This is a genomic window from Arthrobacter sp. Marseille-P9274, assembly GCF_946892675.1.
In the GTDB taxonomy this organism is placed as follows: domain Bacteria; phylum Actinomycetota; class Actinomycetes; order Actinomycetales; family Micrococcaceae; genus Crystallibacter.
In genome coordinates this window covers 1,664,780-1,691,299 of the sequence record NZ_CAMPOV010000001.1, presented here as the reverse complement: position 1 = coordinate 1,691,299, position 26,520 = coordinate 1,664,780, and the positions used below count along the sequence as shown (strand labels likewise).

At 64.5% G+C, this 26,520-nt stretch carries 23 protein-coding genes and 1 pseudogene; 15 read left to right on the top strand and 9 right to left on the bottom strand.

Annotation, left to right across the window (positions count from 1 at the left end; translation table 11 throughout):
- Positions 1–386 precede the first annotated feature (386 nt).
- From nrdH to OC550_RS07675, 6 genes are all read left to right on the top strand, one after another.
- Positions 387–632, top strand: a complete 246-nt coding sequence (gene nrdH, locus OC550_RS07700) for a glutaredoxin-like protein NrdH (protein ID WP_262104865.1) — start codon at positions 387–389, stop codon at positions 630–632.
- Positions 633–660: 28 nt separating this feature from the next.
- Entirely contained in the window at positions 661–1,146 is a 486-nt protein-coding gene (nrdI, locus tag OC550_RS07695; RefSeq protein WP_262104863.1) for a class Ib ribonucleoside-diphosphate reductase assembly flavoprotein NrdI, read from the top strand.
- Between the two features lie 11 nt (positions 1,147–1,157).
- On the top strand, positions 1,158–3,278 hold the full coding sequence (gene nrdE, locus OC550_RS07690; protein ID WP_262106284.1) for a class 1b ribonucleoside-diphosphate reductase subunit alpha: 2,121 nt from the start codon (positions 1,158–1,160) through the stop codon (positions 3,276–3,278).
- Between the two features lie 156 nt (positions 3,279–3,434).
- Positions 3,435–4,409 carry a class 1b ribonucleoside-diphosphate reductase subunit beta gene (gene nrdF, locus OC550_RS07685; protein ID WP_262104861.1) on the top strand — a complete coding sequence of 325 codons (975 nt, stop codon included), beginning with the start codon at positions 3,435–3,437 and terminating at the stop codon, positions 4,407–4,409.
- A 426-nt stretch (positions 4,410–4,835) separates the two neighbouring features.
- Positions 4,836–4,967, top strand: coding sequence for a hypothetical protein (locus tag OC550_RS07680; RefSeq protein ID WP_262106349.1), 132 nt, complete (start codon positions 4,836–4,838; stop codon positions 4,965–4,967).
- A complete protein-coding gene (locus OC550_RS07675; RefSeq protein WP_262104860.1) occupies positions 4,912–5,553 on the top strand; it encodes a glycosyltransferase in 642 nt (213 codons plus the stop codon). The genes OC550_RS07680 and OC550_RS07675 overlap by 56 nt, the downstream gene beginning before the upstream one ends.
- Positions 5,554–5,815: 262 nt before the next feature.
- Here the strand turns inward: OC550_RS07675 and OC550_RS07670 are convergent, their stop codons facing one another.
- Entirely contained in the window at positions 5,816–6,115 is a 300-nt protein-coding gene (locus tag OC550_RS07670; RefSeq protein ID WP_262104858.1) for a DUF4193 domain-containing protein, read from the bottom strand.
- Positions 6,116–6,386: 271 nt separating this feature from the next.
- Between OC550_RS07670 and OC550_RS07665 the strand changes: the two genes are divergently transcribed.
- Positions 6,387–6,521 carry a hypothetical protein gene (locus tag OC550_RS07665; protein WP_262104856.1) on the top strand — a complete coding sequence of 45 codons (135 nt, stop codon included), beginning with the start codon at positions 6,387–6,389 and terminating at the stop codon, positions 6,519–6,521.
- A 419-nt stretch (positions 6,522–6,940) separates the two neighbouring features.
- Here the strand turns inward: OC550_RS07665 and OC550_RS07660 are convergent, their stop codons facing one another.
- Both OC550_RS07660 and OC550_RS07655 read right to left on the bottom strand, forming a co-directional pair.
- A complete protein-coding gene (locus OC550_RS07660; protein WP_262104853.1) occupies positions 6,941–9,553 on the bottom strand; it encodes an AMP-binding protein in 2,613 nt (870 codons plus the stop codon).
- Positions 9,554–9,886: 333 nt separating this feature from the next.
- Entirely contained in the window at positions 9,887–10,804 is a 918-nt protein-coding gene (locus tag OC550_RS07655) for a LysR family transcriptional regulator (RefSeq protein WP_262104851.1), read from the bottom strand.
- Positions 10,805–11,112: 308 nt separating this feature from the next.
- On the opposite strand from OC550_RS07655, the gene OC550_RS07650 reads away from it, so the two are divergent.
- On the top strand, positions 11,113–12,501 hold the full coding sequence (locus tag OC550_RS07650; RefSeq protein ID WP_262104850.1) for a short-chain fatty acid transporter: 1,389 nt from the start codon (positions 11,113–11,115) through the stop codon (positions 12,499–12,501).
- Positions 12,502–12,530: 29 nt separating this feature from the next.
- Entirely contained in the window at positions 12,531–12,809 is a 279-nt protein-coding gene (gene catC / locus OC550_RS07645) for a muconolactone Delta-isomerase (RefSeq protein ID WP_262106283.1), read from the top strand.
- Between the two features lie 511 nt (positions 12,810–13,320).
- Here the strand turns inward: catC and OC550_RS07640 are convergent.
- From OC550_RS07640 to OC550_RS07630, 3 genes are all read right to left on the bottom strand, one after another.
- Positions 13,321–13,602, bottom strand: coding sequence for a hypothetical protein (locus OC550_RS07640; RefSeq protein WP_262104848.1), 282 nt, complete (start codon positions 13,600–13,602; stop codon positions 13,321–13,323).
- A gap of 395 nt (positions 13,603–13,997) precedes the next feature.
- Positions 13,998–15,503, bottom strand: a complete 1,506-nt coding sequence (locus tag OC550_RS07635; RefSeq protein ID WP_262104846.1) for a PAS domain-containing sensor histidine kinase — start codon at positions 15,501–15,503, stop codon at positions 13,998–14,000.
- Positions 15,504–15,656: 153 nt separating this feature from the next.
- On the bottom strand, positions 15,657–16,211 hold the full coding sequence (locus OC550_RS07630) for a hypothetical protein (RefSeq protein ID WP_262104844.1): 555 nt from the start codon (positions 16,209–16,211) through the stop codon (positions 15,657–15,659).
- Positions 16,212–16,565: 354 nt separating this feature from the next.
- On the opposite strand from OC550_RS07630, the gene OC550_RS07625 reads away from it, so the two are divergent.
- Positions 16,566–17,303 carry a DUF4352 domain-containing protein gene (locus tag OC550_RS07625; protein WP_262104841.1) on the top strand — a complete coding sequence of 246 codons (738 nt, stop codon included), beginning with the start codon at positions 16,566–16,568 and terminating at the stop codon, positions 17,301–17,303.
- A 498-nt stretch (positions 17,304–17,801) separates the two neighbouring features.
- Here OC550_RS07625 and OC550_RS07620 read toward each other — a convergent pair whose 3' ends face one another.
- Complete coding sequence (locus OC550_RS07620) at positions 17,802–20,204, bottom strand: multicopper oxidase domain-containing protein (protein ID WP_262104839.1); 2,403 nt, start codon at positions 20,202–20,204, stop codon at positions 17,802–17,804.
- A gap of 1,048 nt (positions 20,205–21,252) precedes the next feature.
- On the opposite strand from OC550_RS07620, the gene OC550_RS07615 reads away from it, so the two are divergent.
- The 3 genes and pseudogenes from OC550_RS07615 (at position 21,253) to OC550_RS07605 (ending at position 23,686) form a co-directional block, all read left to right on the top strand.
- The gene (locus OC550_RS07615) at positions 21,253–21,729 is read left to right on the top strand and encodes a DUF4189 domain-containing protein (RefSeq protein WP_262104837.1); all 477 of its coding nucleotides are present in this window, start codon (positions 21,253–21,255) and stop codon (positions 21,727–21,729) included.
- A gap of 255 nt (positions 21,730–21,984) precedes the next feature.
- Positions 21,985–22,452 (top strand): DUF4189 domain-containing protein, encoded by a 468-nt coding sequence (locus OC550_RS07610; RefSeq protein ID WP_262104835.1) that lies wholly within the window; start codon positions 21,985–21,987, stop codon positions 22,450–22,452.
- A gap of 354 nt (positions 22,453–22,806) precedes the next feature.
- Positions 22,807–23,686: pseudogene (locus tag OC550_RS07605) on the top strand (manganese catalase family protein).
- Positions 23,687–23,817: 131 nt separating this feature from the next.
- Here OC550_RS07605 and OC550_RS07600 read toward each other — a convergent pair.
- Together OC550_RS07600 and OC550_RS07595 are read right to left on the bottom strand one after the other, a co-directional pair.
- On the bottom strand, positions 23,818–24,150 hold the full coding sequence (locus tag OC550_RS07600; protein ID WP_262104834.1) for a hypothetical protein: 333 nt from the start codon (positions 24,148–24,150) through the stop codon (positions 23,818–23,820).
- A gap of 107 nt (positions 24,151–24,257) precedes the next feature.
- Positions 24,258–24,569 (bottom strand): hypothetical protein, encoded by a 312-nt coding sequence (locus OC550_RS07595; RefSeq protein WP_262104833.1) that lies wholly within the window; start codon positions 24,567–24,569, stop codon positions 24,258–24,260.
- Between the two features lie 596 nt (positions 24,570–25,165).
- Between OC550_RS07595 and OC550_RS07590 the strand changes: the two genes are divergently transcribed.
- Together OC550_RS07590 and OC550_RS07585 are read left to right on the top strand one after the other, a co-directional pair.
- Entirely contained in the window at positions 25,166–25,621 is a 456-nt protein-coding gene (locus OC550_RS07590) for a hypothetical protein (RefSeq protein WP_262104832.1), read from the top strand.
- 52 nt (positions 25,622–25,673) lie between these two features.
- Positions 25,674–26,519 carry a hypothetical protein gene (locus OC550_RS07585; protein ID WP_262104831.1) on the top strand — a complete coding sequence of 282 codons (846 nt, stop codon included), beginning with the start codon at positions 25,674–25,676 and terminating at the stop codon, positions 26,517–26,519.
- Position 26,520 lies beyond the last annotated feature (1 nt).

Here is a 26,520-nt window from a genome sequence, read left to right as displayed (position 1 = left end):
TGTACTTAAGGTTGCCCGCTGAAGTGGCGTGCCCGGCTCCGAAGACACGACGTGGGCGGAACGACACGCCGAAGAACACGCGACACGAAGGATTTCCGGCCTGTTGGCAAGTCCGTCCACAGGCTGTGGATGGCGTTCCGGCGGAGGCTTCGGAACCGCGGAAAATCAACGGTTTCATCATTAATCGAATCCCGGGTTCCTGTGGACGACGCGGGGGATGAATGACATACTTGTAATACATCATCTAGGGGTCGCGGCGAGATGCGTGCACTAGATGTAGTAGATTGAAAGCCGCTGGCGGGTGAAGGACAAGACCAGCCGGTGTGACCGCGGGACGGCACCGGGCGACAGCGAAGAATAGCCACAGACTTTAGGGGAGAGGGACCATGACTGTAACGGTTTACACCAAGCCGGCATGCGTGCAGTGCAACGCGACTTACCGGGCGCTGGACAAGAAGGGCATCGCCTACGAGACCGTTGACCTCTCGCAGGACCCCGCAGCCCTGGACCGCGTCCGGGCCCTGGGCTACATGCAGGCTCCGGTGGTCGTTACCGAACAGGACCACTGGTCCGGCTTCCGCCCGGACAAGATCGAGGGCCTCGCCCAGTCTGCGGCCGCTACTGTGGCCTAGCCGGAACGGATTCGAAAAGGCGGTCTCCATGACGGCTCTGCTGACGGCCGGAGGGGCCATCGAGCACGGGTTCGGAGGCGGGCCCGGCTCCACAACGGCTGCATCCCTGATCTACTTCTCGTCGACCTCCGAAAACACCCACCGCTTCATCGGGAAGCTCGGTGTGGAAGCGGCGAGGATTCCGGTTTTTTCCCGGGACCAAACCATCTACGCCCGCCGGCCGTATGTCCTGGTCATCCCGACGTACGGCGGCGAGGGCGGCCGGAACTCGATTCCGCCGCAGGTCCTCAAATTCCTCAAGCACGAGGGCAACCGAAACCTGCTCCGCGGAGTCATCGGTTCCGGCAACACCAACTTCGGCACCACGTACTGCCTGGCGGCAAAGAAGATCGCCGCAAAGTGCCAGGTGCCGCACTTATACAGCTTTGAACTTATGGGGACGTCCGAAGACGTGGACCGGGTCAAACAAGGATTGGAAGACTTTTGGAAACGACAGTCGCAGACGCGGCCGTAGCCGCTAAGGAACTGCCCGCAGCGTACAAGGGGCTCGGTTACCACGAGCTCAATGCGATGCTGAACCTCTACGGACCGGACGGCAAGATCCAGTTCGAAGCCGACCGATGGGCGGCGCGCCAGTACTTCCTGGAGCACGTCAACACCAACACCGTCTTCTTCCACGACGTGGACGAGAAGCTCGATTACCTGGTCAAGCACGACTACTACGAGCGCGAAACGCTTGACCAGTACACGATGAACTTCATCCGCGACCTGTTCAGCCACGCCTACAAGAAGAAGTTCCGGTTCGAGACGTTCCTGGGCGCCTTCAAGTTCTACACGTCCTACACACTCAAGACCTTCGACGGCAAGCGCTACCTGGAGCGCTATGAGGACCGCGTCTGCATGGTGGCCCTGCACCTGGCCCGCGGCGATGAGGAACTGGCCACCCGGCTGGTCGACGAAATCATCGAGGGACGGTTCCAGCCGGCCACGCCGACCTTCCTGAACGCGGGCAAGAAGCAGCGCGGCGAACTGGTCTCCTGCTTCCTGCTGCGGATCGAAGACAACATGGAGTCCATCGCCCGCGGCATCAACTCGGCCCTCCAGCTGTCCAAGCGCGGCGGCGGCGTCGCGCTGTCCCTGACCAACATCCGCGAGCACGGCGCCCCGATCAAGCAGATCGAGAACCAGTCCTCCGGCGTCATCCCGGTCATGAAGCTCCTGGAAGACTCCTTCTCCTACGCTAACCAGCTCGGCGCGCGCCAGGGCGCGGGCGCCGTGTACCTGCACGCCCACCACCCGGACATCTACCGGTTCCTGGACACCAAGCGCGAGAACGCGGACGAGAAGATCCGCATCAAGACCCTCTCCCTCGGCGTGGTGATTCCGGACATCACCTTCGAGCTCGCCAAGCGCAACGAGGACATGTACCTGTTCTCCCCGTACGACGTCGAGCGCGTCTACGGTATGCCCTTCTCCGACGTCTCGGTCACCGAGAAGTACTACGAGATGGTGGACGACGCCCGGATCAAGAAGACCAAGATCAACGCCCGCGAGTTCTTCCAGACCCTCGCCGAGATCCAGTTCGAATCGGGCTACCCGTACATCATGTTCGAGGACACGGTGAACCGGGCCAACCCGATCGCCGGCAAGATCACCATGAGCAATCTGTGCTCGGAGATCCTGCAGGTCTCCACCTCGTCCGAGTACAACGAGGACCTGACGTATGCCGAGGTCGGCAAGGACATTTCCTGCAACCTCGGGTCGATGAACATCGCCAAGACCATGGATTCCCCGGACTTCGGCGCCACCATCGAGACGTCCATCCGCGCCCTGACCGCGGTCTCGGACATGTCGTACATCAACTCCGTGCCCTCCATCGCTGCCGGCAACGCCCAGTCGCACGCCATCGGCCTCGGCCAGATGAACCTGCACGGCTACCTGGCCCGCGAGCGGGTCCACTACGGCTCCGAAGAGGGCCTGGATTTCACCAACATCTACTTCGCGACCGTGCTCTTCCACTGCCTCCGCGCGTCCAACGCCATCGCCAAGGAAACCGGGGAGACCTTCGGCGGCTTCGAGAACTCGAAGTACGCCACCGGAGAGTTCTTCGATAAGTACACCGAGCAGGACTGGCTGCCGCAGACCGAGAAGGTCAGGGAGCTGTTCCAGAACATCCACATCCCGACCCGGCAGGACTGGGAAGCGCTGAAGGCCTCCGTCATGGAGTTCGGCATCTACAACCAGAACCTGCAGGCCGTGCCGCCGACCGGCTCGATCTCCTACATCAACAACTCGACCTCCTCCATCCACCCGGTGGCCTCGAAGATCGAGATCCGCAAGGAAGGCAAGATCGGCCGCGTCTACTACCCGGCGCCGTACCTCACGAATGACAACCTGGAGTACTACCAGGATGCGTACGAAATCGGCTACGAGAAGATCATCGACACTTACGCCGCCGCCACGCAGCACGTGGACCAGGGCCTGTCGCTGACGCTGTTCTTCAAGGACACCGCCACCACCCGGGACATCAACAAGGCCCAGATCTACGCCTGGCGCAAGGGCATCAAGACGATCTACTACATCCGCCTGCGCCAGCTCGCCCTGGAAGGGACCGAGGTGGAGGGCTGCGTCAGCTGCATGCTGTAGTAGCTTCACGCAACTGAAAAGTACGACGGCGGGTGACCGCCCGCCGTCGTACGCCACCTTGCGGTACTCCGGCAGCGGAGGCCGCGTCCGGCGGGGCCTGAGGGTCGCCACCGCGAACTAGACTTGAAGAAACACCAAAGGAATCCGAGGGTAAAAATGACGGAGAAGGTCAAGCTCCTCCACCACGTTGAGGCCATCAACTGGAACCGCATCCAGGATGAGAAGGACGTGGAGGTCTGGAACCGGCTGGTCAACAACTTCTGGCTGCCGGAGAAGGTGCCGCTGTCCAATGACGTGCAGTCCTGGCACACGCTCACGCCCGCCGAGCAGACCCTCACCATGCGGGTGTTCACCGGCCTGACCCTGCTGGACACCATCCAGGGCACCGTCGGCGCCGTCAGCCTGATCCCGGATGCGCTGACCCCGCACGAGGAGGCGGTGTACACCAACATCGCCTTCATGGAGTCCGTGCACGCCAAGAGCTACTCCTCGATCTTCTCCACCCTGTGCTCCACCAAGGAGATCGACGAGGCCTTCCGCTGGTCCGTGGAGAACCAGAACCTGCAGAAGAAGGCGCAGATCATCACCGACTACTACTACGGTGACGACCCGCTCAAGCGCAAGATCGCCTCGACCCTGCTCGAGTCCTTCCTGTTCTACTCCGGCTTCTACCTGCCGATGTACTGGTCCTCGCGCGCCAAGCTGACCAACACCGCCGACCTGATCCGACTGATCATCCGGGACGAGGCCGTGCACGGCTACTACATCGGCTACAAGTTCCAGAAGGGCCTGGAGTTGGTGGACGAGGCCAAGCGGCAGGAGCTGAAGGACTACACCTTCGAGCTGCTCTACGAGCTGTACGACAACGAGGTCCAGTACACCCACGACCTGTACGACGGCGTGGGGCTGGCCGAGGACGTCAAGAAGTTCCTGCACTACAACGCCAACAAGGCCCTGATGAACCTGGGCTACGAGGCCATGTTCCCGTCCACCGTGACGGACGTGAACCCGGCCATTCTGTCGGCGCTGAGCCCGAACGCGGACGAGAACCACGACTTCTTCTCCGGCTCCGGCTCCTCGTATGTGATCGGCAAGGCCGTCAACACCGAAGACGAGGACTGGGACTTCTAGCCTCCTTCCCTCAGATACAGGGCCCGGTTGGACATGGCGGGTTATAACGGTCGTTGCAACACCCAGAATTTTTGGGAGCTGCAACGACCGTGCCGCTTTTAACGGGAAAACCACGATCCGCCAGAAAATACACGCTGCAGCAGAAGGACGATCTCTTCGTTGTGCTGGGCAGGGTCCGCGGCGGGGTATTGACCTCCAGATGTGCCGATACCAAGTTTGCTTACTAATTTGGTTTTTGCTTATGGTGGGGATGCAATCGCATTGACGAGGAGAGAGCCCTTCCCTTTGGTTCATTTGGAGACAGTGACCGCCGCGGTGCACCGGCCGGGGGCTTTCCCGGCGCTAAGGGTTGGAGGGTGTAGACATCATCCATGACCACTCCGTGGCGGGGCCGCTGTACGGGCGGGACGCGCACCGATTCGATTGGTGACGACTGTTCACGGGGTGCTCACCCCGCAGCTGGCCGTGATCTACCGCGCCGCCGCGCGCGAAGTCTCGGTGGTTGCCATCTCGCACCGCGCCAGATCGCCGGCACCGGTCTGCGGGCCGCGGCCGTGATCCATCACGGCATCGACACCGCAACCGTGCTTTTGGAGAAGGCCGGGGCGGATATGCCTGTTTTCTGGGCAGGATGTGTCCGGAGAAGGGCATAGCGCAGGCCATCACCATTGCCCAGGCAGCGGAGGTGCCGCTGAAGATCGCCGCCAAAATGCGTGAACCGGAGGAACTGCGGTATTTCCACGCCGTCGCCGAACCCATGCTCGGGCCCGACGAGGAGTTCCTGGGCGAGGTTGGCGGCTCGGATAAGTACCGCCTGCTCGGCGGGGCCATGGCACTGCTGAACGCCGTCCAATGGGTCGAACCCTTCGGCCTGGTCATGATCGAAGCACTGGCCGCCGGAACACCGGTGGTCGCCACACCGTTCGGAGCCGCGCCGGAAATCATCGACCACGGCCGCACCGGCTACCTCGCCCAAGACCCCCGGGACCTGGCCCGGCCGTTGCCTCAAGCAGCCCTCCTGGACCGCCGCGCTTGCCGCGCCGCCGTCGAAAAACGCTTCAGCGCCCACCGAATGACAACCGATCACCTGAACCTCTATACCGCCCTGCTGGCCGGACCCCGACCCCCTTGGACTTCGGCCTGACGGTCGGGCCTCCGCCCTAAGACCTGGCCCTTAAGACATCTCCCCGGTCTGAGGCGCAGTCTCGGGGCGATGTCGTCCCCCTACGGGGGAGGGACCGACGGCGCCGCCAGTTACCCTAGCGGTGCCGCCGCCCCGAACAATAGGGGTTCAACATTGGAAAAACGCCGAGACCGGGGGAAGGAATTCGGGAAGTTCCTGTTTCCATGCGAGCACCCGGACCGGCCCGCTACCTGCAGGAAGGCCGCTCCCCTCGGAAGTGGGATCAGGCTTCGCAGTCGCGGCAGAACTTCATGCCGTCCTTCTCCCGGGCGACCTGGGAGCGGTGGCGGACCAGGAAGCAGGACATGCAGGTGAACTCGTCCTGCTGCGGCGGAACGATCGTGACGACCAGCTCTTCGCCGGACAGATCCGCCCCGGGAAGGTCAACGCCTTCGGCGGTGTCGGCCTCGTCGAGGTCGATGACCGCGGTCTGGGCACCTGCCCGGCTTGCCTGCAAAGCCTCCAGCGACTGGGCGCCCTGGTCGTCGTCTTTCGTCCGCGGCGCGTCGTAGTCGGTAGCCAATGTTCTCTCTCCTGTGGTGCATGCGGGTGGTTTGAAGCGAACAACATATCGCGCCCCTGGCCTTATTCCTGCCGGCGACACACCCGGTGTTCGGGGCGCGCCGGCCGGCTTCTGTGGACGGGTTATCCACTTTTCCGGGCAGGGCGCCGGAGTCCGGCGCGGGCTTTTGTGGATGTCCTGTGCGCAGCCCGTGCGCCGCGGGCATGAAGCCGTCCGGGCAGCAGGCCGGAAGGCCTAGGATGTTTCTCCGCCTAAAGGAGGAAAGCGAAGGATGTCACGGACCGGCCAGGACCAGCAGAAGAAGTCGTACCGGCTGCAGCTGGCCGGGGTGTGGATCGCAGCAGCGGGCCTTGCCCTCGCACTGGCCCGGGCGATCCTGGACCTGTGGGGCATCGGGGCTCCATGAACCCGGCTTCGGATGGAAGCAGCACCGGCGTTGGTCCACAGGCCGGCAGATTCGCACTCACTGCAATTCGCGGATGCTGCCGAACGTATGCGGTGTCAACGTCACTGCACACCGATTGCGTAAGAAGGCCTTGGCTTGCAGGTGTGACAAGTCATGGTTGCGTGTATACGCATGTAATATCGTCTTCAGCGCAGCGGCCACTCATTCCCCCAAGAAACCTGGCCGCAAAGCGGGCGTTCTTCCCGTGATCGCCCCATCGCATGGCCCGCCGCGCTACCGAAGGTCCCCGCTCCGAGACTGGCGGGGACCTTCCTTTTGCTCCACACCGCGGTACATGGCCTGGGCGGCCTGAACCTGGACATCTGAGTGGCCTGCAACCGGCGTGCGCCCGGGCAGAGGTGCTGAGCTGCGTTTTGTGGTTACGCGGTTGGCATCGATCGGCGGGTGCGGATCCGTGTCATCCGGCGGGACGCCATGGCCATGAGGCGCATGGACAGGGCCCAGTAGGCGACTCCTGCGGCCAGGGAGGCGGCGACGGCCAGCGCGGGACTTAGCGGGGCGAGGCCGGGGTAGACCAGCCAGTGGGTGAGGTACGCATACAGGGACGAGGCAGCGAGAACGCCGAGCAGGCGGTGGAAGCCGGCGGGAACAGGGAGGGCCGGCAGCCAGGTGAGCAGGAGGATGCCGGCGAGGATGGTGGCGTCGCGGGAGGGCTCGCCGAAGAAGCCGGGCACGGTCAGCGCGGCAAAGGCCGAGACAGTCAGCCGCGGGGCCAAGCTGCGCAACCGGGGGACAAAAGCGGACCGGGTGGAGCGCCGTACCCCGCCGGCGGGTGCCGGCCGGGGGAGCGCAGGCGCGCGGGCAGCGGCCCACCCGAGGGCGAACAGCCACAGGACGGGGGCGGGGTTCGGCGCGGGCAGGACGAGGATCTCGAACCGGGTCAGCAGCCCGACGCCGGCCAGCACCAGCGGGAAGGCGAACGGGAAGCGCCGCTCGGCCCGCGCCACCCGGGGAACAGCGAGCAGCGCCGCCACGGACACCAGCACGTACACGAGCATCTCGACGAACCAGAAGTCCCAGCGCGTCGACCAGGTCTCCGGGCCCACAAAGGAGTTCAGCAGCAGGATATTCTCCGGACCGTACCTGTCGGTGAGCACATACGCCCCGGCGATAAAGGCCACGCTCGACACGATGATCCGTCCGAGGCTGCGCGCCTGCCGCTTCAGCCTCGGGAGCCGGTCGCCGCCGAGCTGAAAGCGGGCGAAGTTAAACCCGGCCACGGCAAAGAGCACGTGCGCCATCCCCGGCCAGTGGAAGAGCTGCGCGTGCGTGCCGATGATGGCGACAATCCCGAGCGCGCGCAGGACAACGCCGGTCTCCAGGGGCGCGAACCATCGCCGCCGGCCTGTCGCCGCCGGGCGAGCCCGGGGCGCGAGTTCGCCCACCGGCGTGACATGCCAGTCCGCCGGCAGATAGCCGAGCGCCCGCTCGAGCCGGACCGACGCTGCCACGTATGACAGCGAGTCCCCGCCCAGCGAGACGAACGTGTCCGCCTCCCGCACGTCGTCGCAGTCCAGGGCCTCGGCGAAGATGGTCCGGACGTCTTCCGGCGGCCCGGCGGGCACCTGCTCCGGTGCTGGTTCGAAGGGGTCCGGTTCCGGCGTCGCGAGCGTCAGCACCGCGGGATAGTCCACCTTCCCGTTGGCCAGCCGGGGGATGTCGGCGACGGCGTGCACCTCCACTGCGGCGCGCGGCAGCCCTTGCCTTTGGGCCAGGACCTTGCCCAGCAGACCCGGGTCGTGGTCCCCCTCGACGGCGACGATCAGGGTCCGGTCCGACCCGGCAGCGGCCGCCGTCACGCCGAGCCCGGCCAGGATTTTCTCCACCTGGCCCAGATCGATCCGCAGCCCCACGATCTTCACGAACCGACTGCGCCGCCCGACCACCTCGTACATGCCGGAGGGGCGCAGCCGGGCCAGGTCGCCGGTGCGCAGTTCGTCGACAATGCGCCCCAGGGCCAGATCCTCCGGCCGCTGCGCATAGCCGAGCATGACGTTCGGCCCGGTGTACACCAGTTCCCCGTCCTCCAGGCCGGGCACCGGATCGATCCGGAACGCCCCGCCCGGCACCGGAATCCCGATCGTTCCCGGGTTCTTGGCCGCCAGCCGCGGCGGCAGGTACGCCATCCGCGCGGTCGCCTCGGTCTGCCCGTACATCACGAACAGGTCCCAGCCGCGGCGTTCGCCCAGCTCCCGGTAGCGGCGCGCCGTGTCCGGATCAAGCCGGCCGCCGGCCTGGGTGAGGTACCGCAGACCGGGCAGGTCCATGTCCGCGAACCCGACCCGCTCCAGCAGTTCGAACGTGTACGGAACCGCGGCGAACGTCGTCGCACGCTGGTGCCTGAACAGTTCCCAGAAGCACGGGTCCACCACGGAGAGATCGGTGAGCACCAGTGCGGCGCCGCGCAGCAGGTGGCTGTTGATGACCGAAAGGCCGTAGCAGTAGGACATGGGCAGCGTGGTCGCTGCCCGGTCACCGGGCCGGATGTCCAGGTACGCCGCGATCGCCTCGGCGTTGGACTGCAGGTTCTCCTGCGAGAGGCGCACCAGCTTGGGCGAGCCGGTGGAGCCGGAGGTGCTGAGCATCAGCGCCAGTTCCGGATGAAGCTCGTGTCGCGTGCCCTCCCGCCGTTCCTGCAACACCGGCTCTCCGCCGCCGGGGCGCAGGACCACGTCCGGATCGTAGGCTGCCAGCACCGACTCGAGCGCCGCCGGCTTGTCCGCCGGCACGAGGATGAGCGGATGCCCCGCCGACAGCGCCGCCAGGTACGCGACGAGGGAATCGATGTCGTTGCCCGCCTCCAGCACGGCGAGCCGCCGCACCGGACCCAGCCGGGCCGCGAGGTCGTCCACCCGGTCCGCCAGCTCGCGGTAGGTCAGCGTCCCGCCCGCCGTGAGAACGGCGGGGCGGTCGCCGTGGCCCGCCAGATCGGCGGCGAAACAGACGCGGGCAACATCCAGCTCAATAGTCACCGCAGAAGCATAAGTAGGTAAGCCTGACCTAACTGCGTACGTTAAGGTCTATTGCGCAGGACGCCGGGACGAACCGTTTTATCAGGTCCTCCAGCCACTGCGCCCTGAAGAGCGGAGACAACAGAAGTACTGCATCATGCCAGGCATCGAAGTGAAGGCCCGGGACAGGCGTCGCCGTGCGCCGGCACGCAGGAATCTGTGCCGTGTGGACATCCCTGTGCCTGTCCTGGACAAGGTGTTTTCTGCCGGTAACCTCGCTTCCCGGGATGTGGGACGCTGACGGTTGAAGAGCCCTGGGACGTAGCCGGCAATCCCGAAGAGGGCTGGCGGCGCTTAGGGTAAGACCCGGCCCCGTGGCTTCTCGGGGGTGGGCATGATTTGCTCCATGACGTCCAGCACGGCTTGTGCGGGCCGGCTTACGTTGTGCCTGGGCCAAACAACGACGGAGGCCAGATAGGTGGCCTCGCCCGCGAGGTCGCGGTAGACCAGACCGGGGAACTGGATGTGCTGGACCGAGGAGACCGTGAGGGTGACGCCGACGCCGGCGGCGACCAAGCCGAGGATGGCGTGGGAATCAGGAGCTTCCTGGAGGATCCGGGGTTCAAAGCCTGCCTCCCCGGTCAGCCGCGTGACGGCATCCCGAACGGTAGAGCCTTGAGTTGCGGGAAAGCTGACGAACGGCTGGACTGCCAGGTCCTGGAGGCGGACTGTCGGCGCCGACGCCAGCCTGTGGTCCGCGGGCAGGGCCGCGACGATGCGTTCGTAGGTAAAGATGCGGACGTTCACGTCTTTGTTGTGGACGGGCAGGCGGGAGAAGCCGATGTCGATAGCGCCCGCCGCGACCTGGGCCGGAGCGGATCCGCCGTAGACCTGGGACTGGAGTTTCAGGTCGATGCCAGGGTGCCTCGAGCGTACGGCCCGGGTCAGCTGCGGTAGGACGCTCCGGCTGCTGGCGCCGGGATACCCGATCCTCACCTGGCCGACAATGCCGGATTCGCCCAGCAGCGCGACGCGTTTGACCATCTGCATCGCCAGCAGCGTGCGCCGGACGGGTTCGCGGACCGCTTCCCCCGCCGCGGTGAGCCGAACAGCACGGTTGCTGCGGTCGAAGAGCTCAACGCCGAGTTCCCGTTCCAGCCGGCGGATCCAGACACTGAGCTGGGGCTGGGCAACGCCCAGCCGGTCGGCGGCCCGGCCGAAGTGGAGTTCCTCTGCAAGCACGGAGAAGGCCTGCAGGTATTTCAGGTCCACGGACTCAATCTATATCGATTGCCTTATCGAAGTCCTCGCGATTCTCCATTGGACATAATTTCGGCGCTGGTGGCATCTTTGCTGTGGCGCACGCAACGAAGGTATGTGCGCTGGTACATCCCGCAGGCACCCCTCGGATGTGCCGGCTCGGAGAGGGAAAGCGGTGCGGCGGTTGGGGACCGGCACCCGTGACCGATGTACCCGAATTTTTGCTGGACGGTAGCGACGCCGGCCCGGCAAAGCGCGGGGAAGACACGGTCCGGCACGCTGACGAACCGGGCTTTTCCCGTTTCACAGAGGACAAAACCATGAACCAAACCCTGCCCGACGTCCGGCCCGCAGAGGTAAAACGCGCCGGCGCGATGCAAAAGATCGCGGGATTCTTCACGGAGCTGATGCGCCGTTACCTGCCCGACCCTTTCGTCTTCGCCATCATCCTGACGATTCTGACGGTCGTCCTGGCCATCACTATCGAGGGCCAAAGCTTCCCCGATATAACCGCAGCATGGGGAGAGGGCTTCTGGTCCCTGCTGGCCTTCACCACCCAGATGGCAGTGATCCTGGCGATGGGCTACGTCCTGGCCAACGCACCGGTGGTCGACCGTTTGCTGGACACGATCGTTAGCCGCGTCGAAAAGCCGCGCACCGCCGTCGTCGTGGCCACCCTGGTCGGGGCCATCGGCTCCTATCTGAACTGGGGCTTCGGCCTGGTGATCGGCGGCATCGTCGCCAAAAAGCTGGCCCTCCACGTGAAGAACGTGCATTACCCGCTGATCATCGCCGCCGCCTACAGCGGCTTCACCATGTACGGGCTAGGCCTCTCGGCGACGATCCCCATGGTCATCTCCACACCGGGGCACCCCATGGAAGAGCAGATGGGCATCATCAGCCTGGCCGAGACGATCTTCTCCCCGTTCATGCTCGTCACCGCGGCCGTCGTCCTGGTCACCCTGCCGGTGCTTAACGCCATGCTGCACCCCAAGCCCGGCCAGCCGGTGAAAGAAATTGATCGTTCACAGCATGCCGGAGCCGCGTCCAAGCCGGTCATCGTGGATGACGACGCCAGCACCATCGCATCCAAGCTAAACAACAGCCGTGTCCTCGCCATGGCCATCGGCGCCTTCGGAATGGCCTACGTCGTGATCCACTTCGTGCGCGGCGGCGCCGTGGACCTGAACCTGATCAACTTCTTCATCCTCTTCCTCGGCATCCTGCTGCTGGGCACTCCCAACGCCTACCTGCGCCAACTCAACGAGGGCATCAAGACGATCTCCGGCATCATCCTCCAGTTCCCCTTCTACGCCGGAATCATGGCGATCATGGCGGCCTCCGGCCTCGTCGTGACCATCTCCGCGGTGTTCACGAACATCTCCACTCCGGAAACCCTGCCCTTCTGGGGCCTGGTCAGCTCCTGGCTGATCAACTTCTTCGCCCCCTCCGGCGGAGGTCACTGGATGGTCCAGGGCCCGTTCATGATCGACGCCGCCAACGCTATCGGTGCCTCACTCCCGCAGACAGCCATGTCGGTCATGCTCGGCAACGCCTGGAACGACCTGGTCCAGCCGTTCTGGATCCTGCCCGCACTGGCACTGTCCAAACTCAAGCTCAAGGACATCATGGGCTACACCGTGATCATGATGTTCTGGGTCGGCATCGTCTACATCACCGCCATCCTCGCCTGGGGCTTCCTGGGCTGACCCCCGGATCCGAAGAGAAAGAGAAAATGATGCAGTTTCTGGTCCGCATGGACGTCAACCTGCCCACCGACATGCCCGAACACAAGGCAGCCGAAATCAAGGCCGTCGAGAAGGACTACTCGCAGAGCCTTCAACGTGCAGGCAAATGGGTCAGCATCTGGCGGGTGGTCGGCGAGTACGCCAACTACTCAGTCTTCGAGGCCGAGAGCAACGACGAACTCCACGAGATGATCTCGCAGCTCCCCCTGTTCCCCTACATGGACATCGAGGTCATCCCGCTGGCCAAGCACCCCTCGTCCATCCACTAAAACCCGGCCGCAGAAGCGGTACTGGGGCGGGATGGTCACAGGAAGTGACCATCCCGCACCATTTCGCGTCGTAGAACTCTTCCCGAGACGCCGGGACTGCCAACAGCGCCTTCACGCCTACCGCGCTCGAAGTCATCGTCCAGCCAAGTTGAAGATCGGCCCCGGACGGGACACCGGCCTTGAGAACCGGGGTGCCGATGACATTGCCCCGGACCGTTGGGGGAGGTTCCGAGGCAATGCGCAGCCCCTAGTGGGACAGACGGAGCCGTAGTTTGAGGAATCCAGCTCCGGCCTCCCGTCCGCTCAGTGATTGGGATGAACGGTCCCGGGACCAGTCCAGTCTTGCCGCAATTCACCGCGGAATCCACAGCCAGGTCCGGGGATCTGACAATGCCCTAAAGCTGGGGTGTAGCCGCAAGGGGCACACCCATCGCGGAAAACACGTGGCGGCGGAGGGGCGGCGCATCCCGGCCCAACGACGAATGCAGCGAGGCATGGGCGCCGTAGGTGTCTACAGGGCGTCCAGGGTGAATCCGCACTGGCACCGGTAGACGGGGAATGGCCGGTCAGGATATTCCGGCACAACGGTGTCCGGGGTCAGGATCATCAGCGGCCCGGTAATCGGCAGGTCGGCCTCGGAGATCAGGGCCATGGGTTCCCCGCAGTGGATGTGTTCGGTCACTGTCCGGGCCAAGGCGGCATCGATCGGCTCGCAGACCGGGTAGGGATCGGGTGCTGCCTTGCTTTTCCACCGCGGGATCCGCGCCGGCGGCGGTACGGCGACCGCGGTCATGCCGGGAACTTCGCAGGTCTGAACATGGACAGTCTGGTCTTACTGCGCATTGACAACCCCTTACCGTCGGCCGGCTCCCTTGCCGGCAACACCGCCTTAGTTTAGAGCGGTACAGGGCCGCACGAAAGGTTTTGCGCCTGATATCGCACAGGCGGTGCGGAGAATCCCGAAGCACGGGAACGGGCGGGCGCTTCCGGGGAATGAGGAGTGTCCCGAGGCCATTGAACTGCCGCAGTCGGCCCGGTTGTAGCCAAGAAGCGGGAAGACAATACTGGTTGGGTTCGAGGGTTCCGCGGTGCCCTCCCGGGCCGTCCCCCCTCACCCAACGGGAACGAATGGACGCCACAAGGATTCGAAGGCTTGGTCTCGCCTCGCCCTGACCGTCATACGGGCTGTTATCGGCGTTCGGCTGTGTTGTTGTCCGGCAGTATCACGGTGACTGTGCTGCCCTGTCCGGGGGAGCTGGTGACAGTCATCATTCCGTGCTGAGCTTCAATGATGGCCTTTGAGATGCTAAGTCCCAATCCGGCGCCGGGAATGGCGGCTTTGATGGCCCGGGATGAGCGAAAGAACGTATCGAAGATTTCGCGCTGTTCGTCTTCGGACATACCGATGCCGGTGTCGATGACGCGGACGATGATGTTCTGCCCTGTGCGGAAGGCCTGGACTGTCACTTGCGCCCCGGGGTGGGAGAACTTGACCGCGTTGGACAGGAGATTATCCAGCACGCGGGCCATGCCCTGCGGGTCAATGAACGCGGGCAGACGCTCCGGGCAGTCGTGGACGATTCGAATATGCCGGGCCTCCGCCCGCGGGGCGACCGCACGAATCCTTGAAGTGATCATCTCGCTGACGTCTGCATCCTGCTTTTCCGGCTCTCCTGTTCCGCTTGCCACGGAGAGAAGGTCGGTGACCAGCTGCAGGAGCCGTTCGCTGTTTCTCATGGCGGTCTCGAGGGACCGGCGCAAATGCGGGGGAAGGTTTTCGTCGAGGGCAAGGTGCAGGTAACCCATGATGGACGTCAGCGGGGTCCGTAATTCGTGGGAGATAGTATCGACGAACTGGTTTTTGGCTGCCAGGGCCGTGGCCAGTTGGGTAATGTCATCGAAGGCGATTACAGATCCTTCGAAGGCGTCGTTGCGGGTTGAGCGACCGGTGACACTGAGCGCACGCCGGTCCTTTTCACCGCCGATCCAGATCAGTTCTTCTGAGAAGGACTCTCCCTCGGACAGGCGCGGCAGGAACCGTCTCTCCGGCGGGATAGGCGTTATGCCATCAGGTCCGAAAACCAGTAGGTCGGCTTCTTCGGCTTCGGCTGTATTCCCGGGGGAAGCGTGCCGGACGATGGCGGAGAACGCTCTGTTTTGAAGCAACGGCTGACCTTCGGCGTCGATGACGGCCACACCTACACCGACAGTATCGAGCACCGCCTGGAGCAGTGCTTCGTTCCGGCGGAGTTCCTGCTCCGCACTGCCTACTTCGATTGCCGGCACTCCAGTCTGCAGGGGTTTCCCCTGCCTGTCGGTACCGAGACCGGATATCGCTTCAGAGAGGACGATGTGGTCCAGCTCCGGGAGCCCGTCCTTGCCCTCTCTGCGCACTGCCGAGAGCACGACGGGTCGCGGGCCCCATGGCTGACCGAGTAGCTCCACGATTCCGCGGGCCTGCCCGGTCGTCGTAAGACTGGCCATGAACCGGTCATAATCCTCTTTAGGGAAACACCTGCAACAAGGTGTTCCCACCAGCTTTTCAAGGGGAATTCCTGTCCAGCTCTCGATCGTGTCGTTGAGCGCGAGAATGGTTCCGTCCGGGGCGGCTACCATATGCCCGACGGGGGCGTGGTTGAAGAAGTCCTCATAGTCCAGTAGACCGCCACTCGGCGAGGTCACGTCGCGGGCCATGAACCACGTCTACCACACAGCTTCAGGATCATATCCGTCCGTGACGATTCGAAGCGCAAGAGAACATGATCCCACCGAGCTGAAAGCAACAGAAGCGCCGTTATCGGCGTGCGGACAGTTCCGTTGCCGTCGGGGCGTTGCCCGCTGGAGAACCTATTGCTCTGAGTACCCGGCTGGAGGCGGTGGCCGGTGTGCCGCGCGGTGGCCTATCAGTGCCGATAGCCGTTTTTCGGTCGTGGTCCATGAGCTGATGACTGCCGTGGCCAGAAGGGCGGCGGCGGCGTGAGCGTGAAGCATCAGCATGGCAGAGTCAGCATGCAGGTCCTCCCCGTCTGGTCCCGGGCTGTCTTCCCCGGGAGGGGGAAGCTGCGGGGGCGGCACGGCGTGGTGTCCGCCGTTGGCCGGTGTTGTGAAGGTGCCGGGGAGCGGGGCAGCCAGCAGCGTGAAGGCCAGGTGCAGGAGCTGCTGGCAGAGACCGGAGAGCAGGAGGACGGTGCCGAAGGTCAGGCGGAGCTGTGAGGCAAGGGTTGCGCCAAGTACCGTCAGCGCCGTGAGCGCGGCCAGGACCGGCAGGGGCGGCAGGTTTCCGCCGGAGGCAGTGTGGGCGGCGAGGGCGAGGCCCAGTATGAGCGCGCCGGCAGCAGCGGCCCGGGGAAGGGCAACACGCGGGGTTTCCGACCGGTGTGCGGCCTTTTTTGTTCTGCTCATGCAGGGGTCATCCGAGGGTTTAGGTCCATGATGCTCCCAGCCGAACAGAAAGAGAAGCCGACCACGCCCTGCTGGCGCTGTTCTAGGTGAAGGCTAAGTACACCGGCTTCATATCTCCACGAGGAGCGTGGCAGGCGAAGGACTTCAAGGAAGTGGCAGGTGGCCAGACGGTCGGCTACGACTGGCGATTCCCCCGCCGAACTGATTTAGCTCTTAGCTGCGCGTTTCCTCTCATCGTGCTTCGAGCCCTCTATTGCCACAGGCCAGGGTGAAGAACCGGTGTACAAGGCTTTTTCAAGATGCAGCGGGGAGCATCGGGGGACGCAGCCGATCGGGGGAAAGGCGGTCCGGGCCATGACGCGAGTCCTTGGAGACCAGGAAGACCATATCTTGACGGAGCCGCAGGACGAGCCTGCGTCGCCCGCACCCGTGGGAGGGGCAGTTCTGAGCCGGCGACAGCTGGGCCTGCTGTTCGGCGGCGGCGTGGCCGTCATTATCGGCGGCGCGAGTTTCGGTGTCGTTGCCAAGTCGGCGGAACGGTCAAGGACCACCGCTGCAGTGTCCTTCGGCTCCGTGCGTTTGCTGCGTGCGGCGAGACTGGGCCGGCTGTCGGCCGACGGCCGGCCTTCGCCCCTAGCGGGCAAGCTGGCGCTGGGCAGACTCGAGGGCACGGGAAAGACGCTGGCGGCTGCGCCAGCCCCGCGGGACGGCATCCAGCTGGCCTCGGCCGTTGACGGCCACGGCCACTCGGGAGGTTTCCTGCCGGGCAGCGAGTGGCCGATGCCCTTGAACCTGACTTGGGGCGATGTAGTCCTGCTCGATGTGGAAGTCAGCAACACGTCCGACCAGCCGAGGCTGTTCTCACCCGGGCAGCTGCGGCTGAAGGAGCAAGCCAGCGGGGCCACCATCACGATGCAGGGCTCCGGCCGGCGGCCGGATACCGTCGCCGCACTGACGTCGGAAAAATTCTGGATCAGCTATCTGGCGCCGGCCGGAGCAACGGCGTTCTCGGTCGAATACACCGATCCGCTGCAGCACGAGCCGGCGGTTCTGCGGGTCCCCCGGCTCAGGACGGTACTGGAACGGGCCTGAACGGCAGGCGATTCAAGACGAAGCCGGGGGCTTGCCTTGGAGGTGGTTCATCGCGGGCTGCGTCTAGGGGGCGCGGGGGAGACACGGAAGCGGCCTGCAACTTGAGACGCTAGGACTCGATTTCGGTCCAGGCTCCCATACCCGGGCCGGCTCCGGCTGGGACATTCCTGCCGGATCCGACCGCTGGCCACCTGCAGCGGTCGGTAACCGGCAGGCTACAGCCACCCGTCCCGCTGCACCGCCAGCGGCATCTCCTGCGGAGTGAAGCGGAACTTCCAGCGGACCATTCAGCGTCCGCGCCGCCGGCTGTTCCTGTACCGCTGTCATTGCCCTTGCCCTTGCCTGGGGGTCCCGGCCGACCGGATCCGCTTCCCTGACAGGATCGACCCTGAATCGCAGCCGGACGACGCCCAGACGACAAACCCGCGTCGTCGGCTCCACCGAGCGGATGCCTGTGCTTCTCTAGGACGTCGTTGTGCCGCGTCCGCCGTGGTTGCTTCACACTGCGGTGATCGTGATGGTCCTGGTGGCGCGCACTTCCCCCGGTACCCAGGAGAGGAATTTGACGGTCATCCGGTACTGGCCGGGGCCGGGCGGCCGGAGCAGGAAGTCGTACTTCTCCGCTGCTCCCGAGGCGATGCGGCTGGTCCTCAGCGGGGAGCCGCTGGACCAGACCGGACGGGCCGGACCGTCAGGGTCGGAGGTTTCCCTGAAGGGGCGTCCGTCGTGCGCGATGACGTCGGCCATGGGCACGGGTCTGCCCTGCATGTCCGTGAACTCCGTCAGAGTGGGGAAATAATCGATATTGACCGTCCGCACGAGTGTGGGTGCCCGGCCGCTCTGCGGCGTGTTGGCCTTCATGCTCGAGATGGACCACACCCTGCGTCCGCGCGGCCTGGTCGGAATATTGCCGCCCAGCAGGTAATAGTGCCTCGCCCTGAACCGGTTCAGGCCGGCGTCCTCGCCGGAGAGTCCGGCTGCATGGTTCAGCTCGTGCCAGCGCGGGTCGAGCGAGTAGGGTCCCACGAAGGTTTCGGTGGCGATGTCGTATTCCGGGCCGTCGACGAACGCGCGCCGGGTGCCCTTCGCGGGCGGGTTCACAAGGTCAATGGCGGGGTCGATGATGATCGGGCCGAACATGCCCATCTGGACGTGCAGCGGGGTGTTCACATGGCAGTGGTAGAAGTATGTGCCGGCCCCGCCCCGGATCGGGTTGCCCGGTTCGCCGGGATCCGGCCTCCACTGGTAGGTGTAGTCGCCGGTGACTTCGAAGGATGTGTGGCCCACGCCGTCGTTGCGCGGGTCCGGCTCGAGGCCGTGCCAGTGGATCGTGTGCACACGTTTGCTGGGTTCGATGGTGCCGTGGAAGACCTGCCCCTCGCGGACGCGGACCAGCGGTCCGGGCAGCCCCTCGTCCGAGGTCTCGTTCTCGAAGCTCCAGACCTCGTGCTTGGACTTGTCAGGGAAATCGAGTTTGCGGCTGAAGAAATCAAGCACCATGGACACATTCGGCCGCTGCCGGAACAGGGTTTCGGGGCTGCCTTCGTGCGGCTGGTCCGAGGCGAAGTCAACCTGGCTGTCGAAGAGGTGGTGCTGATCCGGCTCCTCGTTCGCCGCCAGCACCCAGTCCGCCAGCAGCCCGCCTGGGTACAGCCCGCCGGCAGCCGTCTGTGAGGGCTCGGCGTGGCAGTGCATCGGGTACTTCCAGTCCTCGCGGCGTGCCTCCCACACCGCGTCCACGACGTCCGGCGGACGGAACATCGGCAGTATGGCCTCTTTGCGCTCGAGCGGCATGAGCGAAACCGTGTCCTCCCACTGCTGCAGGGCGACGTGCCCGTCGGCCATGATCGAGCCCTTTTCGCGGGGAAGATCCCTGCCGTTGACGCGGACGGTCCACACGTGGTTGCCGTGGTAGTGCAGCTGGTGGCCCACTATCCCGGCATTCATCATCCGGATCAGCTGGCCGGTCAGGACGGTGCCGGGCTCCGTCGACCGGCTGAAGTTCCGCACGTCGGTCCGGCGGGGGAAACCGGAGGGCAGCGTGTCTTCCTCCCTGCGCTCGTTCAGTTCCTCGTCGTCGGTTACAGCAATCGACTGGAAACCCGCAAGATCGTTCAGCGTGAAATAGCGCGGCGCAATGTCCGTCGCTGTCCCGTTGACCGTGCCGCCCTGGGATGCAGCCTTCGCCCACTCCGGAACCACATCGTGGCAGATCCACAGCCACTGGCGCTCGAACTCCGGGCCGTTCGGCCCCAGATGCCACGCCCGGTCCGGATCGATGACCACCAGCCCGCCGAAAAGCCCGAGGGTACGTTCAATCGGGGCATTGGTCGGATCGGAATAGAGGTAGGTGCCGGGAGCCGGCGCCTCCAGGACCAGCGTGCCGGTGGCTCCGGGTGCGATTGCGCCGGTGGTGACGTCGCCCCGATTGGGGCCCGCTCCGTGGATGGCCAGTTCATGGGTTTGGGTCAGCCGGTTGTGGATGCGCAGCCTGATAGTGCTGCCCGTTTCCGCGACGATGGTGCGGTCCGGGAAGTAGCTGGCCCAGTACTGCCGCCGGGGCAGGTAGAAGAACCGGTCCTCGGGATCGGAGCCGTCGGGCAGGGGCCGGCCGGCATGCGGCAGCGGCTGCCCGGGAGGATAAGTGCGGCTGGCCACCACTTCACCGGATTCGGTGAAGATCCGCGGCGAAATCCGCAGGTTCGGCTTCGCATCAACGAGTGCGCTCGGGCGGTCGCCGAACCCGCGATGGTAGACCAGCGCTCCGTCCACCATCGGCACGAATCCCTCGTTGATATACAAGTTCAGCACGCCCGCGGAACCGGTCATGCCAGCGCGCGGGCTGGTGAGCGTTGCTGCCCCCTGGTGCAGGCTGGCAAAACCGGAGGCTTTGTTCCCCATCACTAAGCCTTTCCATGCATGTAAGTTCGCGGCCGGAGCCAACGAGAGACCATCCCAGTACGTCATCCAGAACTTGGGAAACCCTTGGCATGGCGGTGCTGCGCGCACGGTCCAAGCGAAGAATCAACGGTTTCCCCTAGACGAGAGCGGAAGCCCTCGCGTCCTCCGAGGCACGAGCGGCCGCCGTGACGGACACGGGAAATCCAGGGCACATGTGACTGTAATGTACCCGCGCTCCGAGTTGGTCAGCCCTGCCCGCCATGCGGTGTCTGCCCAGTCGGGGACCGGACGTAGAGGGTGCCTCAGCGCCCGTGAAGGGTAATCGCACAACTGTCGGAACCAGTCTCGCTGGCAGGCCTCTGCCCCGGTAGTGCGAACTGGGGTATCCCGGGGGTGGTCAAACGCTCTGCTATTGACCATCGTTGTGAACGTCGGAACGGATCGGGAGACCGATTCCGGTTTGACGCCGGCGTCTTCCTTGGGGGCGGCTAGGACTGGCCGAGGTGGCGACACCTGAGATTCGCGGCAGAGGGAAATGGCTCGAAGTGAGTTGGCTTGGGGAGGCCTGACTTCGGGCCGTTTCCCTATTTCTGGGCCACCTTCCCCAGGTCTGTGTCATATGCGCTGTCATCGGTAGTTTCGCAGGCCGTAGCCGCCGTTGCGGCAGCCGGGTTCCGCGCTTTTGCAACCGCTTCTATCCGGCGGGCTTTGTGCAGCTGGAGTGCTTCGTTACATTCCGGGACGAGCCAGGGCGTCGTCCATGGCTTCGGTATCGGGGGAGGAGACAAAAAGTGAAATTGTTCTTTGTTCCACAGGCCGCTGACCACCAGTCTCCATGCGGGTGTAGTTTCAGCGCAGGAACGGCGTCTTGCCAGGCAGGACCCTTCCTTGCGGGCTCGATGAGCCATTGAAGTTGGTCGGGTTTCCCGATCATCCGGACGGGCGGATGGCTGAACTTGGCTTTATACCGGCGTCCCGTCCTTGACTCGTGCCGTTCATGGGGTGCGCTTGCCGCTGTTGTTGGCCAAGGACAGCGGTGTTACGGAGCATGATCATGAAAACAAGAACCGGGCCTCGCCGGCCCTTAACTTTGGCTGCTTTGCTGCTGGCGTCGCTGTTGACCATGACGGGTCTGACGGCCGCCGCGGCTCCCATCGCCGAATCTGCTCATGCAGTCTCGAGTCAGTCGCTAGAAACACAGGCCGCCGACCGCTACGTTTCCGTGGCGTGGTCACCGTCCACGCTCGGCTGGTATTCGGTCCGGTCATCCGATCGCCAGAGGGCTGTAGACCGCAGTTTGGACCTGTGCAATCTGCACAAGTCGGATAACGCCTACGACTGCCTTTCCGCAGGTTACGCGGTGAACGCGTATCTGGCCCTCGCCCTTTCCTGGGAGAACGGGCCGTCAGGTTATAGCGCCGGCACAACGGCGACCTATGCCGGCAAGAACGCGCTGGCCTGGTGCAAGTACTACGGCGGTGGCGACTCCTGCCGCGTCGTCTTCAACATGCACTCCAGCCAATAACAAGTCTGCTCTGATACCAGGAGCGGATGAGGAGCCAGCCGCCCCGGAACGACCTCCTGGCCGCGGCCTTCGCGCGCAAGCACTCAGCAACATCGGGTGTGCCCCAAGCCGGAGTCCGTCAATGGCAAACCTGAGCAGAGCGGCATGCCTGGATGCGGCCTGGCTGCTCGTCGTCCGGGTCCGCGGCTGAATCACGTTCCTTTGATGAGGCGAGGTTCCGCCGCCCCGGCGGACCCCGGAAAAAGGAGTTTGAAAATGAAATCGGCACATGGAAAGCGCCCCCGCGTCTTGGTTCTGCTGGTCGTGATGCTGACAGCCCTGTTCACCACGGGCGCTCTGACCGCGTCCGCTGCCCCGGATGCCCTGCAAACTGAGAGCGGCGCCGTTCAGGCTGACCGTTGGATTGCGTATGCTCTCTCTCCGTCGGCCCTGAATGGGTCCCACGGCTATTATTCCGGGACGGATACTGCCCGTCTGATCCGCACAACCATCGACCACTGCAACAAAAACAAGTCGCAGGGCGCCTATGACTGCGAATACTTCGGTCTGGGAAAGAACGAGTACCTGGCAGTGGCAGTTTCCTGGAGCAACGGGCCCCGGGCCTGGAGAACCAACCCGACCAAGAGCGTGGCCAGCAAGGAAGCCCTAAACCTCTGCAATAACACCTATGGCGGCGGGGGCGAGTGCTACATCCTCTTCCTGGGACACAGCAGCGACTACTGAAAACCGAATGTCCCGCAATCGTTGGGCGGGCGGGTGTCAGCCCGTCCACCCAACTTATGAAGTGTGGGAGCCAGCTTAGAAAGCGAATGACGCCGGCCTGAGTCTCACGCCCGGACGGTCGCAGCCGATGACGTCCAGCACCTTGTTTGCTCGCCAGCTGGGGGAGGACTTGTCAGACCCGCATTTACGGTTTTCCCTCGCATTAATTGGGAAGCATGCTTAGTATATGGTTGTCTTGTGTCTGTTCACGGCACGAGATTGATCTCCACATCGATACGCGCACAGGCAACAAGACGGCGGCCGGGCCCCGTCCGGCAGCGGGTCTTCCGCTCAACCACCGCAAGGAGAGCAATAGTGTTTTTTCACAAGCAGGAGCTCCAGTACAAGGCAACGCCGGACAAGCCCGACGCCGTTTACGCGCGGAAGCTGCAGGAAGTGTGGGGCGGACAGTACGGCGAAATCACGGTCGCGATGCAGTACAGCTTCCAGGCCTGGAACATCCACATTCCGGGCAAGTACAAGGACCTGCTCTTCGGCATCGGCGCCGAGGAATTCGGTCACGTCGAGATGCTGGCCAAGATGATTGTGCAGCTGCTGGAGAAGTCCCCGCTGGGCATCACCGAGGATGCGGTGCAGTCGGACCCCACCGTCGCGGCCGTGGTCGGCGGCACCGACGTCCAGCATGCGATCGTGGCCGGCGCGGGGGCGCGTCCGGTGGACAGTAACGGCAACCCCTGGCAGGGCAGCTACATCACGGCGAGCGGCAACCTGCTCGCGGACTTCATGGCCAACGCTAACGCTGAGATGCAGGGCCGCATCCAGGTGGCCCGGCTCTACCACATGACCGATGACCACGGTGTGCGGGACTTGCTCTCCTTCCTGCTCGCGCGCGACACCATGCATCAGAACCAGTGGCTGGCCGCGGTCAGGGAACTGCAGGAGGAAGGCAGCGAGAACCTTCCCGTTCCCAGCAACTTCCCGTTGAACAAGGAAAACCGTGACGTGGCCTACCAGTACCTGAACTTCTCCGACGGTCCCGCGGCCGCCGAGGGATCGTGGGCCAGCGGCCCGACGCCAGACGGCAAGGGCGAATTCACCCCATGACGGACCGACCACGACCGCGCCGATGCCTAAACCGACGCACGTGGACTCGCGCTTTTACGGAACGACGGAACTCCCTAACGTCGTCGAAAAGGCCGCAGGAGCCATTCAGGACAAGCTCCATAAGGAATAGGCAGGCCGGCGCGGCCGGCAAACGCCTTCGCCGGCCGCGCCCCACCTCGGGCGATGGCGGGCGGCGCATGCGGCCGCCGCCGGGCGCCGGGCTCGTCAGCCGAGCTGCCCGTACCCACGGGACAGGGTGTCTTAAGTAGTGCCGGGTATGCACCGCTCCAAGGCATGCTGACAGTACACAATGCCAGTGCCGAGATCGATGTGTCCGGTCCCGGGGGTTCCGACAAGGGGCGTGATTCCGAACCAGATGGTGTAAATCTTGTCCCCTCCCCTATCCAGGTACAGGGCGGTAGCTCTGACGTACAGTTGCTGTTCCTCGCCATCGAGCCGGAACACAGCACATCCCTTGTCGTTGGTGTTGGTTTCGGCGACATTGACCCAGCCGCTGTTCGTGTTCTCCGTATTCAGCTGCACGGTGGTGGGCAGGTTGTCATAGGGGTGGTACGGGAGTCTCGGTCCCTTCATGACGAAGCAGTATTCTCCGGTCGTTACTGCCTGCGCCGGTGCTGCCCCGGCTAACATGCTGAGTGCGGCAAGCCCCAGAGCGGCAGCGCCGCCTACCCATCTTCTATTCACAGCACACCTGTTCTCTCAAGCGGAATTTGTGTACCGGGAGGGCACTTGAAATTGTTCATGGGATGGCAGTAAACGTCGAAGAGTCCGAGGGACTCATGGTGGACGCCCGGACTGGCGACGCTCGTCACGCCGATCCAATGACGGGTGATGGTGCCGTCCTGATTTTTCTCCTCGTATGCGGTCACTCCCCGAACGCGGAATGCCTCCTGAAAGTAGGGGACATCGACGTTAGCGCAACCATTGTCATCCGTAGTGATGGTTCCAAAGGACTGCCAATCACTAGCATTGCCGGTGATTGTCCACTGCATGTCAACGACTTTGTTTCCCCAAGCGATCGACTTGGGCCCGGCCGTCCGGAAGCAGAAGTCAACGCTCGCTGCTGCCTCGGCCGGGATGGCTGTGGCTACCAAGTATCCGAAAGACCCTGCGGCTGCTAGTGCGCACGTCACGGCAGCCGTTATCCTGCGTATCATCACAGGGCTCCTTGCATGAATGTGCCGGGCGAGGCCCGAGCCCCCGTCGGAGCCCTGCCCGTCGACTGATATTGCTGCCTCACCGGATGGTACGAGCGGGGACTAGCTGGGCCCGCGCTCCGGTCCGGGCGGCACCACCGTGGTCCGCAGTCCTTCATCGGACTGCATGGGCAGGGAACCTCCGGAATCCATGAGGGGGCGCCCCTCCCGCTCCTGGTGGCTTCTAGCGTTGGACGCTCGTGCCTGCAGTGCAGGTGTCTCGCCTCTCCGGCGTTTTCCAGACAGGCAGCAATGCCTAGGATGTTTGGCTTATTGTGCCAGCGCACGGCCCCGGCCTGCCATCCCTAAATGAGGGGAGCCTATCCGCAGCCAGCAAACTCTCTGCAGCTCTAAAGGGTTCAGGGTTGCGTTCTTTCGGGTAGGCTGCGGCCATGACTCTCCGTACGGCCCTCTGGGCCATGGCCGCGGCCCTGCTGCTGTCTGTGACCGCCTGCGGGCCGGTGAGTGTTTCCCTGGAAACAGAGGGCACCCAGACACAGCGTGATCCCGACGAGTGGGTCAACCAGCAGTTCAGCGGAGAGCGATGGGGAGGGCCCGACGTTCACCGCGCCGCCGGCGAAATTGGACCGGGCAGCGACGGCGGCCTCGAGTTCACGCCCGAGAAGGCAGGTTGGTACGACATCGGCATGGTCTGCGAGGGCGCCAGCTCCATCACCGTCACGGTCGCAGCGGCCGACGATGAACTCGGAACAGGAAGCACGGATTGCGGTTCCGCGGTGACCACCACCATGGAGCTTCCCGCCAGCAAAGTGAGCATCGCAGCCGAGGGGACGGGGAGCGGAATGTGGGCCGTTGCCATCGCGCTGGCGGAAGCCCCTCAGCCCTGACCCTTAGGCTGTAGCCACGGACTGGGTCAGGGACGTCAGCGGAGGCGACTGGTTGCGGGAACGGTTGGATCCGTCCTGGCGGGACATGCACGTCGTCGTCCCGCACGGGTTCGAGGCGTACGCGCGGATCTTCCACCCGGTGACCCGGGACCGGCCCGCCGACACCGGCACCTGGCACGGGCACCTCCGGGCCGGTGAGCTGGGCCTCGAAGAGGAACAGATCACCTGGACGGAGGTCGCCAAGGTCTTCCACACCGTCATGCACCCGCTCGCGCAGTACCACCGCCTGGCCGCGAAGGAACGGAACGAATACGGCGAGCTGATCGATGTGCTGGGCTGGCGCTACCTCGACCCGGACCAGGGAACCCTCGACCACGCGGTGCTGGCCGCGGTGGCCGGCCACCTTGTCGAACACACGGCGACTCCGGACTCGGGAATCGCCGGGATCTGGGAAGGCAACGGCCGGTGGAACGCCTCCGTCGGGTACGCCCGACTGTCCGAGTATCCGGGCGGGCCGGCCAACGAACTGCCTGACCTGCCCCTGATCCGGCCCCGGCCGGCCCCCGTTCCCATGCTGGAGCTGCCCGACCGCAACCATGCGCTCTGCCAGGCCGGCGCCCGGACATTCACGGATCCGGGCTGGGCCACCGACGCGCCCTGGGGACGGGACGACCACGCCGAATCGCCCAGCCTCCTATGGCCCGACGACAAGGCCTGGGTCCTCGTCACGGAGGTCGACTACGATTCCACAATCATCGCCGGCAGCCTGCAGCTGATCACTGACTTGGTCCGCGACCCGGCCATCGAAGCGCTCATCATCAGGGAAGGCTCGGACCTCAGCTGGGACGCCGACAATGAGAACCGCCCGCCCGATCCCACCCGGGCGGCAGACCAGTAGC

What these genes read in the sequence shown, in the direction of transcription:
- nrdH (WP_262104865.1), top strand. Translation starts at nt 387, where the DNA reads ATGACTGTAACGGTTTACACCAAGCCGGCATGCGTGCAGTGCAACGCG.
- nrdI (WP_262104863.1), top strand. Translation starts at nt 661, where the DNA reads ATGACGGCTCTGCTGACGGCCGGAGGGGCCATCGAGCACGGGTTCGGA.
- nrdF (WP_262104861.1), top strand. Translation starts at nt 3,435, where the DNA reads ATGACGGAGAAGGTCAAGCTCCTCCACCACGTTGAGGCCATCAACTGG.
- OC550_RS07665 (WP_262104856.1), top strand. Translation starts at nt 6,387, where the DNA reads ATGTCACGGACCGGCCAGGACCAGCAGAAGAAGTCGTACCGGCTGCAG.
- OC550_RS07650 (WP_262104850.1), top strand. Translation starts at nt 11,113, where the DNA reads ATGAACCAAACCCTGCCCGACGTCCGGCCCGCAGAGGTAAAACGCGCC.
- catC (WP_262106283.1), top strand. Translation starts at nt 12,531, where the DNA reads ATGCAGTTTCTGGTCCGCATGGACGTCAACCTGCCCACCGACATGCCC.
- OC550_RS07640 (WP_262104848.1), bottom strand. Translation starts at nt 13,602, where the DNA reads ATGACCGCGGTCGCCGTACCGCCGCCGGCGCGGATCCCGCGGTGGAAA.
- OC550_RS07635 (WP_262104846.1), bottom strand. Translation starts at nt 15,503, where the DNA reads ATGGCCCGCGACGTGACCTCGCCGAGTGGCGGTCTACTGGACTATGAG.
- OC550_RS07630 (WP_262104844.1), bottom strand. Translation starts at nt 16,211, where the DNA reads ATGAGCAGAACAAAAAAGGCCGCACACCGGTCGGAAACCCCGCGTGTT.
- OC550_RS07625 (WP_262104841.1), top strand. Translation starts at nt 16,566, where the DNA reads ATGACGCGAGTCCTTGGAGACCAGGAAGACCATATCTTGACGGAGCCG.
- OC550_RS07620 (WP_262104839.1), bottom strand. Translation starts at nt 20,204, where the DNA reads ATGGGGAACAAAGCCTCCGGTTTTGCCAGCCTGCACCAGGGGGCAGCA.
- OC550_RS07615 (WP_262104837.1), top strand. Translation starts at nt 21,253, where the DNA reads ATGATCATGAAAACAAGAACCGGGCCTCGCCGGCCCTTAACTTTGGCT.
- OC550_RS07610 (WP_262104835.1), top strand. Translation starts at nt 21,985, where the DNA reads ATGAAATCGGCACATGGAAAGCGCCCCCGCGTCTTGGTTCTGCTGGTC.
- OC550_RS07600 (WP_262104834.1), bottom strand. Translation starts at nt 24,150, where the DNA reads ATGAAGGGACCGAGACTCCCGTACCACCCCTATGACAACCTGCCCACC.
- OC550_RS07595 (WP_262104833.1), bottom strand. Translation starts at nt 24,569, where the DNA reads ATGCAGTGGACAATCACCGGCAATGCTAGTGATTGGCAGTCCTTTGGA.
- OC550_RS07590 (WP_262104832.1), top strand. Translation starts at nt 25,166, where the DNA reads ATGACTCTCCGTACGGCCCTCTGGGCCATGGCCGCGGCCCTGCTGCTG.